Source organism: Bradyrhizobium sp. OK095, assembly GCF_900109945.1.
Taxonomy (GTDB): Bacteria; Pseudomonadota; Alphaproteobacteria; order Rhizobiales; family Xanthobacteraceae; genus Bradyrhizobium.
The window spans coordinates 279,158-294,440 of record NZ_FOBX01000009.1; the positions used below are offsets into that span (position 1 = coordinate 279,158).

Here is a 15,283-nt window from a genome sequence, read left to right on the forward strand (position 1 = left end):
AAAAATCATTCCCCGGACGAAAACGCGCGGCTGTCCGCGCGTTTTGCGTTTTTGGGGTTCACATGCCGATGAAGGTTAGGCCACCATCAGCATGTAGAACACGATCACCGGCGACAGCGTCAGGATCACCGACCAGATGCCGGCGGCCCAGAGAATGTCTTCGGTGGTGAAGTTCTGCTCGGTGGACAAGCCCTGTTGTCCGGCGTCGTAATGCGACGCCACTTCGTTCTGACTATTCACAAACGCCCCCGCGATTTCTTCGCTTATGGGCATCACGCTACACGGGATGTTTTAAAATTCCGGATCGCAATCCCACTCGCATTTTGAGCGCATTTGTGACCTCGGTTTAACCATCCCGCGCCAGGATCCTCCTCAGGCGAGCCAGACCCGAAACAGCAGCACCGGCATCAGGCCGAGCATCACCGCCCAGAACCCGAACGATGAGACGACGAGAATTCCCTGCAAGAGATCGGCGGGCGCGAACTGGCTCGCGGCCGTAGGCCGGGTGCGATGCCCCATTGGTTATTCCCCCTTTGAAATACTTTAAGCGGGAACGATAGGGCCGATTGCGTAAACGAGCCGTGGATGCACCATGCGGCAGCTGCGAAGGATGTTCGCGTGCGGTTAACCACGGTGGCACAAGTGCGCCGCCCCGCCGCCGTCATTCCGGGGCGCGCGTAGCGCGAACCCGGAATGACGAAGGAAGCGCTTACGCCGCGACTTTCATCCGTCGCTCGATCTCGCGATCGATCTGGGCTGCGAGCTCGCTGCTCACTTCCACCATCGGCAGGCGCACTTCGGGGCTGTCGATCAGGCCGCTGCGCCACAGCCAATACTTCGCCGGCGCAGGACTGGGCTCAGTGAACAACAGGCGCGTCAGCTCGGCGACCTCGTGCCAGCGTGCCTGCGCGGCATCGTGGTTGCCGCGCTTGTGCTCGGCATAGATCGCCGCAAACGTCGCGGTCTCGACATGGGCTGACAGCACGATGCCGCCGTCGGCGCCGTCGGTGAGCGCCTCGAGATAGTTCGCATCCTCTCCGGTCAGCACGCGAAATTCCTTCGGCCTGTCGCGCAGCAGCGCGATCGATTGCTCGCGGCTTGCGCCGCAATCCTTGAGGCCGACGATGTTTTGATGCTCGGCGAGCCGCAGCATGGTCTGGTTGGAGATGTTGACCGAGGTGCGATAGGGGATGTTGTAGAGCGCGAGCGGCCAGGCCGCGTGATCGGCAAGCGCTTCGAAATGCGCCAGCAGCCCGCGCTGAGACGGCCGCAAATAATACGGGCTCGCGATCAGATATCCGTCGATCGGCCAGTCCGCGGTTTCATCGAGACGATCCCTCAGCCGCGAGGTGTCCGCGCCTGACAGGCCGAGGCAGATTGGGACGTTGCGGCGGCCCGCCGCCATCTCGTCGCGCACGATGGCGACGAGGCGCTCGAACTCGGCATCCCGCAGCGTCATGCCTTCGCCCGAGGTCGCCCCGAGGACAAAACCGTCGATCGCTTGTGCGCAGTAGTGCCGCGTCAGCCGCCGCAGCGAGGTCTCGTCGAGCTTGCCGTCGCGAAACGGTGTCACCAGCGGCAGCCAGAGTCCGTGCAGCTGTGTTCGCAGGTCAGTCATGTTCCATCTCCTTCTCGGGAAAAAAACCTGAGACGGAGGGCACATGAAAAAACCCCGTCCAGGTGGCGGGGTTTTCGGGGTTTGGCTCGCGATGACGAAGTCAGTATTAGCGCGCGCAAAAATCCGAGGTCCCCGGGTGGGGGCCTTTTTTCGAGACGATTGCGCACGACTTCGTGATCATTTGTAAATGATGCGGGGTATGCCCAAAACTGTCAATACACGCGCAAGGCGAATGCCGAATTCGACAGAAAAAAAGCCGGGCCCAATAAGAGCCCGGCTTAAGGTATTGGCCACGTGAGGCCGACACAATCACCTTCCAAGAGGGATTACTGAACTCCCGCGTCACTGGAGGAGGGGGACAAATGCGCAACGCGAAGGCTCAGCGTGCAAGCAGTATGGGCTTGACGAGCGGCATGCAGCAAGCGTCGAGGCCGCATGTCAGACATGCGGAAATCAGGACGGCCAGCGCTGCGCCTTGCTCACCACGAAGTCGCGGAACACTTGCACGCGCGCGACCGTCTTCAACTCCTCGGGATAGACGAAATACGTATCGAGCTGGATCGAATCCGATTCGCCGAACAGCTGCACGAGGCGGCTCTGCTCTTCGATCAGGTAATCCGGCAGCGCAGCAATGCCGAGGCCTTGCTGACAGGCGCGCACGAGGCCGAGGATGTTGTTGACCCTGAAATAGGCCTCGCGCGGACCGCTGCCGTTGCGGCCGGCTTCGACCAGCCAGTTGCGGTTTTGAAGATGCGGCGCGAAGGTGCCGTCCGAGAGCGTGATGATGCGGTGAGCGTCGAGCTCTTCCAGCGTGCGCGGCGTGCCGAAGCGCTTGATGTAGTCCGGCGAGCAATAGGCGTGGAAGCCCATCGCGAAAAGCTTGCGCTGGATGAGATCCGGCTGCGTCGGCTTGCGGGTGCGGATCGCGACGTCGGCCTCGCGCATCGACAGGTCGAGCTCCTCGTCGGTGACGATCAGCGAGATCCGGATCTCCGGATAGAGTGCGGTGAATTCGCCGAGGCGGGGGATCAGCCAGTTGATGCCGACGCCGGGCGTGGTGGTGATCTTGAGATCGCCGCTCGGCCGCTCGCGGCTGTCGGTGAGTTTTGCGCGCGCCGCCTGCAGCTGCATGAACACGTCATGCGCGGTGCGGAACAAGAGGTCGCCCTGTTCGGTGAGGATCAGGCCGCGGGCGTGGCGATGAAACAGCGAGACCGAGAGCTCCTGCTCCAGCGCCGAGACCTGGCGTGACACCGCCGATTGCGACAGGCCGAGTTGCTCGCCCGCATGCGTGAAGCTGCCTGCTTCCGCCGCCGCGTGAAACACCTTCAGCTTGTCCCAGTCCATATCCGTAAATCCGTCGCGTGTTCGAGCCATGATCTTTATTCCGCTGCCGCGCGCTCGCTGGCGCGCAGGGCCAAGAAACGTTCGGCCTCGAGGGCTGCCATGCAGCCGAGGCCGGCGGCCGTGACGGCCTGGCGATAGGTTTCGTCGGCGACGTCGCCGGCGGCAAACAGGCCGGGCACGGAGGTCGCGGTCGAATTCGGGGCGACCTCGACATAGCCCGACGGTTTCAGCTTGATCTGGTCCTTCACGAGCTCAGTCGCCGGCGCGTGGCCAATGGCGACGAACACGCCGTCGGTCTTCAAATCCGTGAGCGTGCCGGTCTTGACGTTCTTCAGCCGCACATGGGTGACTTTGTTCGGGTTCTCAGTGCCGCAGATCTCGTCGATGGCGGAGTCCCAGACCACCTTGATCTTCGGGTGCTTGAACAGACGCTCCTGCAGGATGCGTTCGGCGCGGAAGTGATCGCGACGATGCACGATGGTGACCTGCGAGGCATGATTGGTGAGGTACAGCGCTTCCTCGACCGCAGTATTGCCGCCGCCGACCACCACGACGTCCTTGTTGCGGTAAAAGAAGCCGTCGCAGGTGGCGCAGGCCGACACGCCGCCGCCCTGGAATTTCGCCTCGGAGGGCAGCCCGAGCCAGCGCGCTTGCGCGCCTGTCGCGAGGATCACGGTTTCGGCGAGATAGACATCACCGCTGTCGCAGGTGAGGCGGAACGGCCGCTGCGAGGTGTCGAGCTTGATGACCAGATCGGACACGATTTTGGTGCCGACATGGACCGCCTGCTTCTCCATCTGCTCCATCAGCCAGGGGCCCTGGATCACGTCGGCGAAGCCCGGATAGTTCTCGACATCGGTGGTGATGGTGAGCTGGCCGCCGGCCTGGATGCCCTGGATCAGGATCGGCTCGAGCATCGCGCGCGCGGCATAGATCGCCGCGGTGTAGCCCGCGGGCCCGGAGCCAATAATCACGACCTTTGCATGAACAGGAGCGGACATTTCGATGGACGCCTTTCACGGGGGATTTGCAGCGCGGGCGCGGAAAGAGCCAGGAGGCCTCGCGGAAGCGCTGAAATATCAGAGCTAATCTAAGCCTTCTGGTGAGCTATGCAAGAATTGCATTCCCTGTCGGCGGATTTTTCCAACAGGGAACAAAAGTCGATTGCGCTGCACGCGCAATAAAATTGCGCTAACCATGCGGACTGGGTTATGAGGATTGCGACAAACCCACCAATACCGCCGCAAAGGCCAGGAGTTCCATTCACGTGTCGCGGAACCTAGACGAGATCGACCTGAAGATTCTCACCGAGATCCAGGCCGACGGTCGAATCACCAATGTCGAGCTGGCCAAGCGCGTCGGCATCTCGCCGCCCCCCTGCCTGCGCCGGGTCCGGGCGCTGGAGGAGGAGGGGTATATCCTTGGCTATCGCGGGCTCCTGGACGCCCGCAAGCTCGGTTTCGACGTCACGGTGTTTGCCGCCGTTCACCTGTCCAGCCAGGCCGAGGCCGATTTGCGCGCCTTCGAGGAGTTCGTCCGCGCCGAGCCTCTGGTGCGGGAATGCTGGATGCTGTCGGGCGAAGTCGATTTCATCCTCAAATGCGTCGCGCCCGACATGGCGACCTTCCAGGATTTCGTGACGCACCTGACCGCCGCGCCCCATGTGCGGAATGTGCGAACCTCGCTGGTGCTGCATAATTCGAAATACGAGGCGGCCGTGCCGCTGGACGTGAAGGGACGAAGGTAGCTTTCGGTCTCGTGCCCCGGACGCAGCGCAGCGCTCCTTAGGCGGTGCGCTGCAGAGCCGGAGCCCATCTCACCGCATCATACCGTGTTGCGTTCTCGGTCCCGGCTCTGCGCCGCAACGCTAAGGGCGTTGCAGCGTGTCCGGGACACGAGAGTCGTGCGGCCTCACGACAGCAACATGCGGAAACAAAAAAGGCCGCACGGTTGCGCGGCCTTTTCAAACGTCAGCGTCGCAGCGGCAAATCTTTACCGCCACTCCACCTTGGTGATCTCATACGCCTTGGCGCCGCCGGGGGCGACGACCTCGACGGTCGAGCCCTTCTTCTTGCCGATCAGCGCGCGCGCGAGCGGCGAGGTGATGGAGATGCGGCCCTTCTTGGCGTCGGCCTCGACCTCGCCGACGAGCTGCCACACCGTCTTCTTTTCGGTGTCCTCGTCGACCAGCGTCACCGTCGCGCCGAACTTGATGGTATCGCCGGACAGCTTCGAGATGTCGATGATGTCGGCGCGCGCGAGCTTGTCCTCGAGCTCGGCGATGCGGCCTTCATTGTGGGACTGCTCTTCCTTCGCGGCGTGATATTCCGCGTTCTCCGACAGATCGCCGTGCGAGCGCGCTTCCGCAATATGCTCGATGATGCGCGGACGGTCCTCGGACTGGCGCTTCTTCAATTCTTCCCCGAGTGCGGCAAAGCCGCTCGCAGTCATCGGAACCTTTTCCATCTCTTCTCTCGTTCTTCGATTGCGCTCGCCCTACGAAAACACAGGGCGCGGCAACCTTGATTCGTCAGTCTGTCCGGGGGCTGAACACGCCGCCGCCGGAGCGTTATGTGGGTCTGGCGCCGGAACAGAACAACCACTCTGGCCGGACAGTTCCTCCGGCCATTGTGGCTTCATTGCCAGTCACTTAGCGGAGGCTTCGCCGCCGCTAGCGATCAGGTTTCCGAAAAGTAGCTCTGCAGGGTCCGAACCTCAAGGTCCCCGCCAAGGTAGGCACGGATGCCCTGCGCGGCCGCCACGGCCCCGGAAAGAGTGGTGTAATACGGCACTTTATGCAAGAGGGCCGCGCGACGCAGCGAACGGCTGTCGGCGAGCGCTTGCGGGCCTTCAGTGGTGTTGAGGACGAGCTGGACGTCGCCATTGGTGATGGCGTCGACGATATGCGGCCGCCCCTCCAGCACCTTGTTCACCTTCTCGGCCGGGATGCCCTGATCGGTCAGGAAGCGCGCCGTGCCCGAGGTTGCCAGCACTTTGAAGCCAAGAGAGTGCAGTTGGCGCACGGCGTCGGCGATACGGACCTTGTCGCTCTCGCGGACCGAGACGAACACCGTGCCCTTGCGCGGCACCCGCGTGCCGCCGCCGAGCTGGCTCTTGGCAAAAGCAACGGCAAAGGAGCGGTCGATGCCCATGACCTCGCCGGTCGAGCGCATCTCCGGGCCGAGCACCGTGTCGACGCCGGGGAAGCGGGCGAACGGAAACACCGATTCCTTGACGCCGACATGTTTGAGGTCGGCCTTCTTCAGGTTGAAGTCGGCGAGCTTCTCGCCGGCCATGATGCGCGCGGCGATCTTGGCGACCGGCGTGCCGACCACCTTGGCGACGAACGGCACCGTGCGCGAGGCGCGCGGATTGACTTCGAGCACGTAGATATCGCCGTCCTTGATGGCGTACTGCACGTTCATCAGCCCGACGACGTCGAGGCCGAGCGCCAGCTCGCGCGTCTGCCGCTCCAGCTCCCCGATCATCTTCGCGTCGAGCGAGTGCGGCGGCAGCGAGCAGGCGCTGTCGCCGGAATGGATGCCGGCTTCCTCGATATGCTCCATGATGCCGACGATGAACGTGTCCTTGCCGTCGCAGAGGCAGTCGACGTCGATCTCGGTGGCGTCGGACAGATAGCGGTCGAACAGCAGCGGGTTCTTGCCGAGCAGGGTGTTGATCTGGCCGGTCTTGTCGTTCGGGTAGCGCGCCTTGACGTCGGCCGGCACCAGCTCCGGCAGCGTGCCGAGCAGGTAGTCGCTGAGCTGGTTCTCCTCGCGAATGATCTGCATCGCGCGGCCGCCGAGTACGTAGGACGGGCGCACGACCAGCGGCAGGCCGAGGTCGGTCACGACCAGGCGGGCCTGCTCGACCGAATAGGCGATGCCGTTCTTCGGCTGCTTCAGACGCAGCTTGTCGAGCACGCGCTTGAAGCGGTCGCGATCTTCAGCCAGATCGATGGCGTCGGGTGAGGTGCCGAGGATCGGCACGTCGGCGGCCTCCAGCGCGCGCGCGAGCTTGAGCGGGGTCTGGCCGCCGAACTGCACGATCACGCCGTGCAGCGTGCCGTTGGTGCGCTCCTTCGCGATGATCTCCAGCACGTCCTCGGCGGTGAGCGGCTCGAAATAGAGCCGGTCGGCGGTGTCGTAGTCGGTCGACACCGTTTCCGGGTTGCAGTTGACCATGATGGATTCGTAGCCGGCGTCATGCAGCGCGAAACAGGCATGACAGCAGCAATAGTCGAACTCGATGCCCTGGCCGATACGGTTCGGTCCGCCGCCGAGAATGATGACCTTCTTCTTGTCGGACGGCGAACTCTCGTCCGCGGGCGCACCCGCGAACGGCGACTCGTAGGTCGAATACATGTAAGCGGTCGGCGAGGCGAATTCGGCCGCGCAGGTGTCGATGCGCTTGTAGACCGGGCGGACATCGAGCGCGTGGCGCTTCGCCGTCACCTCGGCCTCGGTCGTCTGCGCGATCACGGCAAGCCGCGCGTCGGAGAAGCCCATGGCTTTGAGCGTGCGCATGCCGAAGGCATTGCCCGGCAGGCCGTTCTTGCGGACCTTCGCTTCCATGTCGACGATGCCGCGCATCTCGCCAAGGAACCAGGGATCGATCTTGCAGGAATTGAAGATGTCTTCGTTCGACCAGCCGAGCCGCATGGCCTGCGCGACCTGCAACAGGCGGTTCGGCGTCGGAGTGCCGAGCGCGGCGCGCACGGCATTCTTGTCGTCGTGCTGGCCGAGCCCTTCGATCTCGATCTCGTCGAGGCCGGTGAGACCGGTCTCGAGCCCGCGCAAGGCCTTCTGAAGGCTTTCCTGGAAGGTGCGGCCGATCGCCATGACCTCGCCGACCGACTTCATCGACGTGGTCAGCGTGGTGGAGGCACCGGGGAATTTCTCGAAGGCGAAGCGCGGCACCTTGGTGACGACGTAGTCGATTGTCGGCTCGAACGAGGCCGGCGTGGCGCCGCCGGTGATGTCGTTGGCGATCTCGTCCAGCGTGTAGCCGACCGCGAGCTTCGCCGCGACTTTCGCGATCGGGAAGCCGGTGGCCTTCGACGCCAGCGCCGAGGAGCGCGACACGCGCGGGTTCATCTCGATGACGACCATGCGGCCGTCTTCGGGATTGACGCCGAACTGCACGTTGGAGCCGCCGGTCTCGACGCCGATCTCGCGCAGCACCGCCAGCGAGGCGTCGCGCATGATCTGGTATTCCTTGTCGGTCAGCGTCAGCGCCGGCGCGACCGTGATGGAATCGCCGGTGTGCACGCCCATCGGATCGAGGTTCTCGATCGAGCAGACGATGATGCAATTGTCTTTCTTGTCGCGCACCACCTCCATCTCGTACTCTTTCCAGCCGAGCACGGATTCTTCGATCAGCACTTCGTTGGTCGGAGACGCATCGAGGCCGCGCTCGATGATGTCGAGGAACTCTTCCTTGTTGTAGGCGATGCCGCCGCCGGTGCCGCCCATCGTGAAGGAGGGGCGGATGATCGCCGGCAGCCCGATCTCGGACAGCGCCATCAGCGCCTGTCCGAGCGCATATTCCTGATAGCGCTTGCGGCGGTCGCCTTCGCCGAGCGTCCACTGCCGCTCGAGCTCTGCGAGCGCTGCGCCGGATGCCTTCGCGCGTTCGGCCTGGTACTTGTCACGGAAGGACTTCTTCAGGGCGGAGGCATTGGCGAGCCGCGACTTCGGCGTCTCGAGTCCGATCTTGGTCATGGCCTCGCGGAACAGCTGGCGGTCCTCGGCCTTGTCGATCGCGTCCGCGGTGGCGCCGATCATCTCGACGTCGAACTTGTCGAGCGTGCCTTGCTGCCGCAGCGACAGCGCGCAGTTCAGCGCGGTCTGGCCGCCCATGGTCGGCAGCAGCGCGAAGCCGCCGGGAAGGACGTGACGTTCCTTCTCGATGATTTTTGCGACGATCTCGGGCGTGATCGGCTCGATATAGGTCGCATCGGCCAATTCCGGGTCGGTCATGATGGTGGCCGGATTGGAATTGACGAGGACGATGCGATAGCCCTCTTCCTTCAGCGTCTTCACCGCCTGGGTGCCCGAATAGTCGAACTCGCAGGCCTGGCCGATCACGATGGGACCGGCGCCGATGATCAGGATGGTGGTGATGTCTGTACGTTTGGGCATCAACTCTCGCCGAAGTGGAATTTGGGCACAAAAAAAGGGCGCGCTTGCCGCGCGTCCCCTTGAGCCGAGAGCGCGGTGGTCTCCCTCTCGCGCGCGGGTGGGTCATAGACCAGATACCGGGGCGGCGAAACCCCGAAAAACGCCCATCAACCGGCAATTTTGACGGGTTTTGGCCGCGCCTGCCAGCCACGCGCGAGGTGCACCAGAAGCGAGGCCGCGACGCTCGTGCCGCCGATCCAGCCGAGGTCGTTTGGCGACATGGTGGCCAGCACCGCACCCCCTAAGGCACCGCCGATGGCGAAGCCGAGATACATCGAGGAGGCATTAAGCGAGAGCGCGATCATCGAGGCCTGCGGCTCGATCCGGATGATGCTGGCGATCTGCGCCGGATAGAACGCCCAGCCCGAGATGCCCCAGAGGAAGATCGTTCCCAGCACTGCGTAATGGGCCTGGCCGGGCATCAATTTGAGGACCAGCGAATGCAGGATCAGCGCGCTGGCCATGCCCGCGAGCCCGAGCGCTGCAGTGGTGAGCGTGCCGAGCCGGTCGGCGAGGACGCCGCCGAGCATGTTCCCGATCGCGGCCGCGCCGCCAAACACCAGCAGCGCCAAGCTGATCTGCGAGGCATCGAAGCCGAGGCCGTGCAGCGGGACCGCGAAATAGGTGAACACGGTGAAGCCGCCGAGCGCCCATAAAACTGTGATCACAAGCGCGATCAGGACATTGCTGTGCCGGGCCACCGCCAGCCGCTCGCTGAGCGAAGCAGTGTTACGCGGCAGGCCTTTGGGCAGGCCGAGCAGAAGGCCTGCGAGCGCGACGGCGCCGATCAGGGCGACCATCGCAAAGGTCGCGCGCCAGCCGAACAGGCTGCCGACGAGATTGCCGAGGGGGACGCCGATAACGGTCGCAACCGTGAGGCCCGAGGTGACCAGCGCCACCGCGCGGCCGCGCCGTTCGGGGGAGGCGACCGCCACGGACACCGCAAGCGCCGTCGGCATGCACAGCCCGGAGCCCAGCGCCATCAGCATGCGCGAGGCCAGCAGCAGAGTGTAGTTGGAGGCCTCCATGGCGGCGAGGTTGCCGGCGATGAAGGTCGTCAGCGCCAGCGCCAGCACGGTACGGCGGTCGATGTTGTTCAGCGTCACCGCCAGGATCGGCGAGCCCACGGCATAGGTGAGGGCGTAGGCGGTGACGAGTTGCCCGGCGGCCGGGACGGAAATCGAAAGATCAGCGGCGATCGAGGGCAAAAGCCCTGCAATGACAAAGCCTTCCGTGCCAATTGCGAAGGCCGCCAGGGCCAGCCAGAACACACTCATCAGACAATATCCCTATGTTCAACGTTTATTGAACTATCGAATGCGAAGATCGAGGAGTCAATTGGTTCAAGAACTATTGAACATTATGGCCGCTTCGCTATGATTCCCGGATCATGAGCCGCACACCTCTCCACCCCACCCGCGAACAGATCGATCTGCCGCTGGTTCTGGATTGTCTGAGCGATCCGATCCGGTTGGCGATCGTGTACCAGCTTGCCCAGCAGGAACGTGTCAGCAGCGAGCTCTGCTGCGGCGACTTCAATGGCCTGAGCGGCAAGTCGAACCTGACCTATCACTTCGCAAAACTGCGCGAATGCGGCCTGATGCTGACACGCGTCGCCGGAACCAACCGCTTCATGCGGCTGCGTCGTGAGGATATGGACGCGCGGTTTCCGGGCCTGCTCGATGCCGTGATCAGCTCCGCGGCCAAGGACGCGGATAGGCTTCAACTGCTGCCCGAGTGTGAAGTGGTGGAAGCCGACTAGCTGGCTTGCCTAGCCGAAGCTGCGTAAGCAGCGAAGGCTGGAGACCCGGCCTGGATTTGAACCAGGATGAAGAGCGATGCACTGCTCTCGCGTAGACGCTTCCGCCACCGGGCCGCGCCGATCATTGCCGATCGAGGTGCGACAAGCCACCTCAGCTAATTGTTATGCTTAACGCACCAGAGGCGGTCGAGCGATGAAGGTCATGCGCCAGCGATTATGGCCGATATTGGTGTGGGCGCGCTGGGCCGCAAAGCCGGCCGTCTTCAGCCTGGCAGTGATCTCATCCTCGCTGTAGCGCTGCAGCCCGATGCGCGAGCGCAGATGACGGTAATCTGACAGCGCCGTGCTGATCAGCCCGACCAGCGCGTCCTTCAAGAAGCCGTGACGCAGGCCGAAGCTGAGCAGGGCCATCACATCCTTGAACATGCCGACATCAGGCTGCAAAATATCTCCGAGCACCAGCTTGCCTGATGGGGTCAATAATCGCCTGATGTTGCGGAGCGCGGCATCGAGCTCCTCCGACGTCATGTATTGCGCGACCGAGTTCATCACGACGAGGTCGATGGACTGGTCCTGCATTTTGCGGACGTCGTCGAGCGAGCGGACCCGGATTTTGGTGTTTGGGGCATAGCGCGCGATCAGTCGGCCGCGCACGCCCGGTGCCGGCTCGGCCAGGATCAGCTTGCCGCAGGCGGATGCCACCTGGCTCGCCGACAGCGCCTCGCCACAGGCGTAGTCGAGCACGGTCGCCTCGGGCGAGGAGATGTAGCCGATGATGTCCCGCGCGATGATCTGGAAGTGCAAATCGCGATGCAGCTTGCTGACATAGATCGTATGCGTGGAGTCGTAGTAATCGATCCAATCGTCCATGGTATCTGAGGGCCCCGGCCAAGCGGTTCCGGCAAAGGAACCGGCGCTGCCCGCCTGCGTTAGGGGTGCGACGGCGCGCCGTCAATGTCCGCGTCCTAACAGGAAGGTTCATCGTGAGCAAAGCCCCCAGCAAGGTCTCGCCCGACCTCGACACCCCCACCGATCTGTCGCCCCAGGCGACCAAAAAGGTTTCGGAGGCGCTCAACGTGCTTCTGGCCGACGCGTTCGCGCTGTATCTCAAGACCAAGAATTTCCACTGGCACATCAGCGGCCGGCACTTTCGCGATTACCACCTGCTGCTGGACGAGCAGTCGGACCAGATCTTCGCCACCACCGACCAGCTCGCCGAGCGCGTCCGCAAGATCGGCGGCACCACGCTGAAGTCGATCGGCCAGGTCGCAAAGCTCCAGACCATCAAGGACAACAACGAGGATTACGTCCCGCCGCGCGAGATGCTGCGCGAACTCATGCAGGACAACAAGCACGTCGCGGCTGCGATGCGCAAAGCGCACGAGGTCTGCGATGATGCCGGCGATGTCGCCAGCGCCAGCATTTTGGAAAACTTCATCGACGAGACCGAGCGCCGGACCTGGTTCCTGTTCGAAGCGACAAGGCAGGAAGGCGGCAACGAGGCGTAGGGAGACCGCATCAACGACGTCGTCCCGGCCGCGCCGGGACGACAACGGAGAGTCACTTCCGCCACAACCGCATCAACGCCCCATCCTTGCCGGTCACCGGATCGGCGGGCGGCAGCGCGACTTGCGGAATCGTCTTCAGCGCTCTGGCGTGGTTCTCGGGTGTTGCCCGCGTGATCTCCATCTTCGCGCCGGGCGGATAGGCGCCGACCACGGAGAAATCACGGCTCGCCTCGATGCACTGGTGTCCGGTGCCAGCCGGCAGGATCGCGACATCACCTGCCTTGATCTCCATCACCTGGCCTTGGTCGCCGCCGAAGCGGACACGCGCACTGCCGCGCGCGACGCCGAGCACCTCATGCACGGTCGCGTGGTAATGCAGATAGTCGTAAACGCCGTTGCGCCACGTGCCGCCCCAGCGGTTTTCCTCGAACAGGTTTTCGATGGTCTGTTCCGGATGCTTCGGGTCGAGCTTCACCGCGCCCTGGTAGACGAGGAGCGGGAGGACGTTGTTTGGCACGAGCCCGTCATCTTCAAACACGATGGCGAGCGGCTCGGCATTGTCGGGGATGACGGACATGGCAGGGCTCCTGCAAGTGCGTAGCAGGGTTCAACTGGCGGCGCCCGCAACGTGTTCCTCTGTGTCCCGGACGCGATGCAGCGTGCAACGCTGCGTCGCAGAGCCGGGACCGAGATTGTAGCGAGATGGGCCCGGTTCAGCAGCGCACCACGCCGCAAAGGGCAGCGCGCTGCACTGCGCCCGGGGCACGCGAGCGCGGCCTACGCGCTCTTCTTCTGCCGCATCAGATCCGCAAAACGCTGGAACAGATAGTGCGAGTCGCGCGGGCCGGGGGACGCTTCGGGGTGGTACTGCACCGAGAACACCGGCTTGCCGTCGAGCTGGATGCCGCAATTGGATCCGTCGAACAGCGAGATGTGGGTCTGCGTCGCGCCCTTCGGCAGGGTGTTCTCGTCCACAGCAAAGCCGTGGTTCATCGAGGTGATCTCGACCTTGCCGGTGGTCTCGTCCTTGACGGGATGATTGGCGCCGTGATGGCCCTGATGCATCTTCTTCGTCTTCGCGCCGACGGCGAGGCCGAGCATCTGGTGACCGAGGCAGATGCCGAAGGTCGGCGTGCCGGACTGGATCACCTTCTGAATCACCGGCACCGCGTATTTGCCGGTCGCGGCCGGATCGCCGGGGCCGTTGGACAGGAACACACCGTCCGGCTTCATCGCCAGAATGTCTTCGGACGAGGTCGTCGCCGGCACCACCGTCACCTTGCAGCCGACGCCGGCGAGCAGGCGCAAAATGTTGCGCTTGATGCCGTAGTCGATGGCGACGACGTTGAATTCGGGATTCTCCTGCCGGCCGAAACCCTTTTCCCAGAGCCAAGGCGTCTCGTCCCAGGTGAAGCGCTGGCCGGAGGTGACCATCGGCACGAGGTCCATCCCCTCGAGGCCCGGCCATTCGCGCGCCTCTTCCTTGAGGCCATGCAGATCGAACTCGCCGTTCCTGGCATGCGCGATCACGCCGTTGGGCATGCCCTTCGAACGGATCAGCGCGGTCAGCGCGCGGGTGTCGATGCCGGAGAGGCCGATGATGCCGCGCGCCTTCAGCCAGGCGTCGAGATGCTTGGTGGCGCGGTAGTTGGAGGGATCGGTGATCGCGGTTCGCAGGATCACGCCGCGCGCGCCCGGCGTCGCCGCCATGTTCACCGTCTCGATGTCTTCCTCGTTGGTACCGACGTTGCCGATATGCGGGAAAGTGAAGGTGATGAGCTGGCCGGCATAGGAGGGATCGGTGAGGATCTCTTCATAGCCGGTCATCGCGGTGTTGAAGCAGACTTCACCGACGGCATGACCTTCGGCGCCGAGACCAAAGCCTTCGAGCACCGTGCCATCGGCGAGCACGAGGAGCGCGGTCGGTTTATGGTCCGGCCAGGCGGGATCGTTTTCGGATTGTGTCATAAGCCCGGTTCATAGTCCCCGCGGGCGCTGCCGTCAAAGCGGAGAAGCGCGGATTCACATGCGTTTTTGCATATTTGACAGGTCGCCTCGGCCACTTCAGCTTGGCGGCACAATTTCCGGCAATTTCCTGGGCTTGCGAGGCAATAATGGACCAGACCGTCCCGATTCTGCTGGTTCCGGGGCTGGCCTCCTCGGCCCGGATCTATGCCCCTGTTATCCCGGCGCTGTGGCGGTTCGGCCCGGTGATGGTCGCCAACCATATCCGCGATGACAGCATGGCGGCGATCGCCCGGCGGGTGCTGAGCGAGGCGCCGCCGAAGTTCGCGCTCGCCGGCCATTCCATGGGCGGCTACATCGCGCTCGAGATCATGCGTCAGGCGCCCGGGCGGGTTTTGAAGCTCGCACTGATCAACACCCAGGCGCGGCCCGATACGCCGGAGGCGACCGCGCGTCGCCGCGGTCTGATGGAGCGTGCGAGGCGCGGAGAGCTGCGCGCGGCGCGCGAAGAGTCGTTTCCCGAACTGGTGCATCCCTCGCGCCGCGACGATGCCAGCATTCGCCGGCTCGTGCATGAGCAGGGCGAGGACGTCGGCGTGGAAGCCTATCTCCGGCAACAGATCGCGATCATCGCGCGGGTGGATTCACGGCCGACCTTGGCGACGATCAAATGCCCGACGCTGGTGCTGACGGGCGATCAGGACAACACCATTCCCAACGCGTTCTCGAAAGAGATGGCGGAGGGCATTGCCGGCGCGAAGCTCGTTGTTTTGGACAATTGCGGGCATCTGCCGCAGCCGGAGCAGCCTGAGGCGACGACGCGGGCGCTGGGCGAATGGCTGGGAACCCCGGTTGTGTCAGGGCCGCGAACGGCCTAGATCAGGCGTCGGATATTCTAGGG

15 protein-coding genes are annotated in these 15,283 nt (G+C 63.8%); 4 read left to right on the top strand and 11 right to left on the bottom strand.

The genetic code is table 11. The annotated features are described in order from the left end of the window. Positions 1-75: 75 nt before the first annotated feature. The 5 genes from BMW89_RS24580 to trxB form a co-directional block, all read right to left on the bottom strand. Complete coding sequence (locus tag BMW89_RS24580) at positions 76-273, bottom strand: hypothetical protein (RefSeq protein WP_177196284.1); 198 nt, start codon at positions 271-273, stop codon at positions 76-78. A gap of 99 nt (positions 274-372) precedes the next feature. Continuing rightward, positions 373-519, bottom strand: coding sequence for a hypothetical protein (locus BMW89_RS38020; RefSeq protein WP_008135850.1), 147 nt, complete (start codon positions 517-519; stop codon positions 373-375). Between the two features lie 190 nt (positions 520-709). Next, the gene (dapA, locus tag BMW89_RS24585; protein WP_092029601.1) at positions 710-1,618 is read right to left on the bottom strand and encodes a 4-hydroxy-tetrahydrodipicolinate synthase; all 909 of its coding nucleotides are present in this window, start codon (positions 1,616-1,618) and stop codon (positions 710-712) included. Positions 1,619-2,071: 453 nt separating this feature from the next. Further along, positions 2,072-2,995: a LysR family transcriptional regulator gene (locus tag BMW89_RS24590; protein ID WP_177196285.1), complete on the bottom strand. Its 924-nt coding sequence runs from the start codon at positions 2,993-2,995 to the stop codon at positions 2,072-2,074. A gap of 5 nt (positions 2,996-3,000) precedes the next feature. Further along, the gene (trxB, locus tag BMW89_RS24595; RefSeq protein WP_092029603.1) at positions 3,001-3,966 is read right to left on the bottom strand and encodes a thioredoxin-disulfide reductase; all 966 of its coding nucleotides are present in this window, start codon (positions 3,964-3,966) and stop codon (positions 3,001-3,003) included. Between the two features lie 266 nt (positions 3,967-4,232). Here trxB and BMW89_RS24600 point away from each other — a divergent pair, with 266 nt between their 5' ends. Then, complete coding sequence (locus BMW89_RS24600) at positions 4,233-4,712, top strand: Lrp/AsnC family transcriptional regulator (RefSeq protein ID WP_092029604.1); 480 nt, start codon at positions 4,233-4,235, stop codon at positions 4,710-4,712. Positions 4,713-4,957: 245 nt separating this feature from the next. Here the strand turns inward: BMW89_RS24600 and greA are convergent, their stop codons facing one another. From greA to BMW89_RS24615, 3 genes are all read right to left on the bottom strand, one after another. Further along, positions 4,958-5,431 (bottom strand): transcription elongation factor GreA, encoded by a 474-nt coding sequence (gene greA, locus BMW89_RS24605; RefSeq protein WP_092029605.1) that lies wholly within the window; start codon positions 5,429-5,431, stop codon positions 4,958-4,960. Positions 5,432-5,643: 212 nt separating this feature from the next. After that, positions 5,644-9,108: a carbamoyl-phosphate synthase large subunit gene (gene carB / locus BMW89_RS24610; RefSeq protein WP_092029606.1), complete on the bottom strand. Its 3,465-nt coding sequence runs from the start codon at positions 9,106-9,108 to the stop codon at positions 5,644-5,646. Between the two features lie 146 nt (positions 9,109-9,254). Then, positions 9,255-10,424 carry an MFS transporter gene (locus BMW89_RS24615; protein ID WP_092029607.1) on the bottom strand — a complete coding sequence of 390 codons (1,170 nt, stop codon included), beginning with the start codon at positions 10,422-10,424 and terminating at the stop codon, positions 9,255-9,257. A 113-nt stretch (positions 10,425-10,537) separates the two neighbouring features. Here BMW89_RS24615 and BMW89_RS24620 point away from each other — a divergent pair, with 113 nt between their 5' ends. Then, positions 10,538-10,909, top strand: coding sequence for an ArsR/SmtB family transcription factor (locus BMW89_RS24620; RefSeq protein WP_092029608.1), 372 nt, complete (start codon positions 10,538-10,540; stop codon positions 10,907-10,909). 168 nt (positions 10,910-11,077) lie between these two features. On the opposite strand, the gene BMW89_RS24625 is transcribed toward BMW89_RS24620, so the two are convergent. Beyond that, positions 11,078-11,779: a class I SAM-dependent methyltransferase gene (locus tag BMW89_RS24625; protein ID WP_092029609.1), complete on the bottom strand. Its 702-nt coding sequence runs from the start codon at positions 11,777-11,779 to the stop codon at positions 11,078-11,080. 113 nt (positions 11,780-11,892) lie between these two features. On the opposite strand from BMW89_RS24625, the gene BMW89_RS24630 reads away from it, so the two are divergent. Then, positions 11,893-12,417, top strand: a complete 525-nt coding sequence (locus tag BMW89_RS24630) for a Dps family protein (RefSeq protein WP_092029610.1) — start codon at positions 11,893-11,895, stop codon at positions 12,415-12,417. 52 nt (positions 12,418-12,469) lie between these two features. Here the strand turns inward: BMW89_RS24630 and BMW89_RS24635 are convergent, their stop codons facing one another. Continuing rightward, entirely contained in the window at positions 12,470-12,994 is a 525-nt protein-coding gene (locus BMW89_RS24635) for a hypothetical protein (RefSeq protein ID WP_092029611.1), read from the bottom strand. A gap of 200 nt (positions 12,995-13,194) precedes the next feature. Continuing rightward, positions 13,195-14,385 carry a glutamine-hydrolyzing carbamoyl-phosphate synthase small subunit gene (carA, locus tag BMW89_RS24640; protein ID WP_092029612.1) on the bottom strand — a complete coding sequence of 397 codons (1,191 nt, stop codon included), beginning with the start codon at positions 14,383-14,385 and terminating at the stop codon, positions 13,195-13,197. Between the two features lie 146 nt (positions 14,386-14,531). Between carA and BMW89_RS24645 the strand changes: the two genes are divergently transcribed. Then, on the top strand, positions 14,532-15,260 hold the full coding sequence (locus tag BMW89_RS24645) for an alpha/beta fold hydrolase (protein ID WP_092029613.1): 729 nt from the start codon (positions 14,532-14,534) through the stop codon (positions 15,258-15,260). Positions 15,261-15,283 lie beyond the last annotated feature (23 nt).

Coding starts and splice junctions, on each gene's coding strand:
- BMW89_RS24580 (WP_177196284.1), bottom strand. CDS start 273: ATGCCCATAAGCGAAGAAATCGCGGGGGCGTTTGTGAATAGTCAGAAC.
- BMW89_RS38020 (WP_008135850.1), bottom strand. CDS start 519: ATGGGGCATCGCACCCGGCCTACGGCCGCGAGCCAGTTCGCGCCCGCC.
- dapA (WP_092029601.1), bottom strand. CDS start 1,618: ATGACTGACCTGCGAACACAGCTGCACGGACTCTGGCTGCCGCTGGTG.
- BMW89_RS24590 (WP_177196285.1), bottom strand. CDS start 2,995: ATGGCTCGAACACGCGACGGATTTACGGATATGGACTGGGACAAGCTG.
- trxB (WP_092029603.1), bottom strand. CDS start 3,966: ATGTCCGCTCCTGTTCATGCAAAGGTCGTGATTATTGGCTCCGGGCCC.
- greA (WP_092029605.1), bottom strand. CDS start 5,431: ATGGAAAAGGTTCCGATGACTGCGAGCGGCTTTGCCGCACTCGGGGAA.
- carB (WP_092029606.1), bottom strand. CDS start 9,108: ATGCCCAAACGTACAGACATCACCACCATCCTGATCATCGGCGCCGGT.
- BMW89_RS24615 (WP_092029607.1), bottom strand. CDS start 10,424: ATGAGTGTGTTCTGGCTGGCCCTGGCGGCCTTCGCAATTGGCACGGAA.
- BMW89_RS24620 (WP_092029608.1), top strand. CDS start 10,538: ATGAGCCGCACACCTCTCCACCCCACCCGCGAACAGATCGATCTGCCG.
- BMW89_RS24625 (WP_092029609.1), bottom strand. CDS start 11,779: ATGGACGATTGGATCGATTACTACGACTCCACGCATACGATCTATGTC.
- BMW89_RS24635 (WP_092029611.1), bottom strand. CDS start 12,994: ATGTCCGTCATCCCCGACAATGCCGAGCCGCTCGCCATCGTGTTTGAA.
- carA (WP_092029612.1), bottom strand. CDS start 14,385: ATGACACAATCCGAAAACGATCCCGCCTGGCCGGACCATAAACCGACC.
- BMW89_RS24645 (WP_092029613.1), top strand. CDS start 14,532: ATGGACCAGACCGTCCCGATTCTGCTGGTTCCGGGGCTGGCCTCCTCG.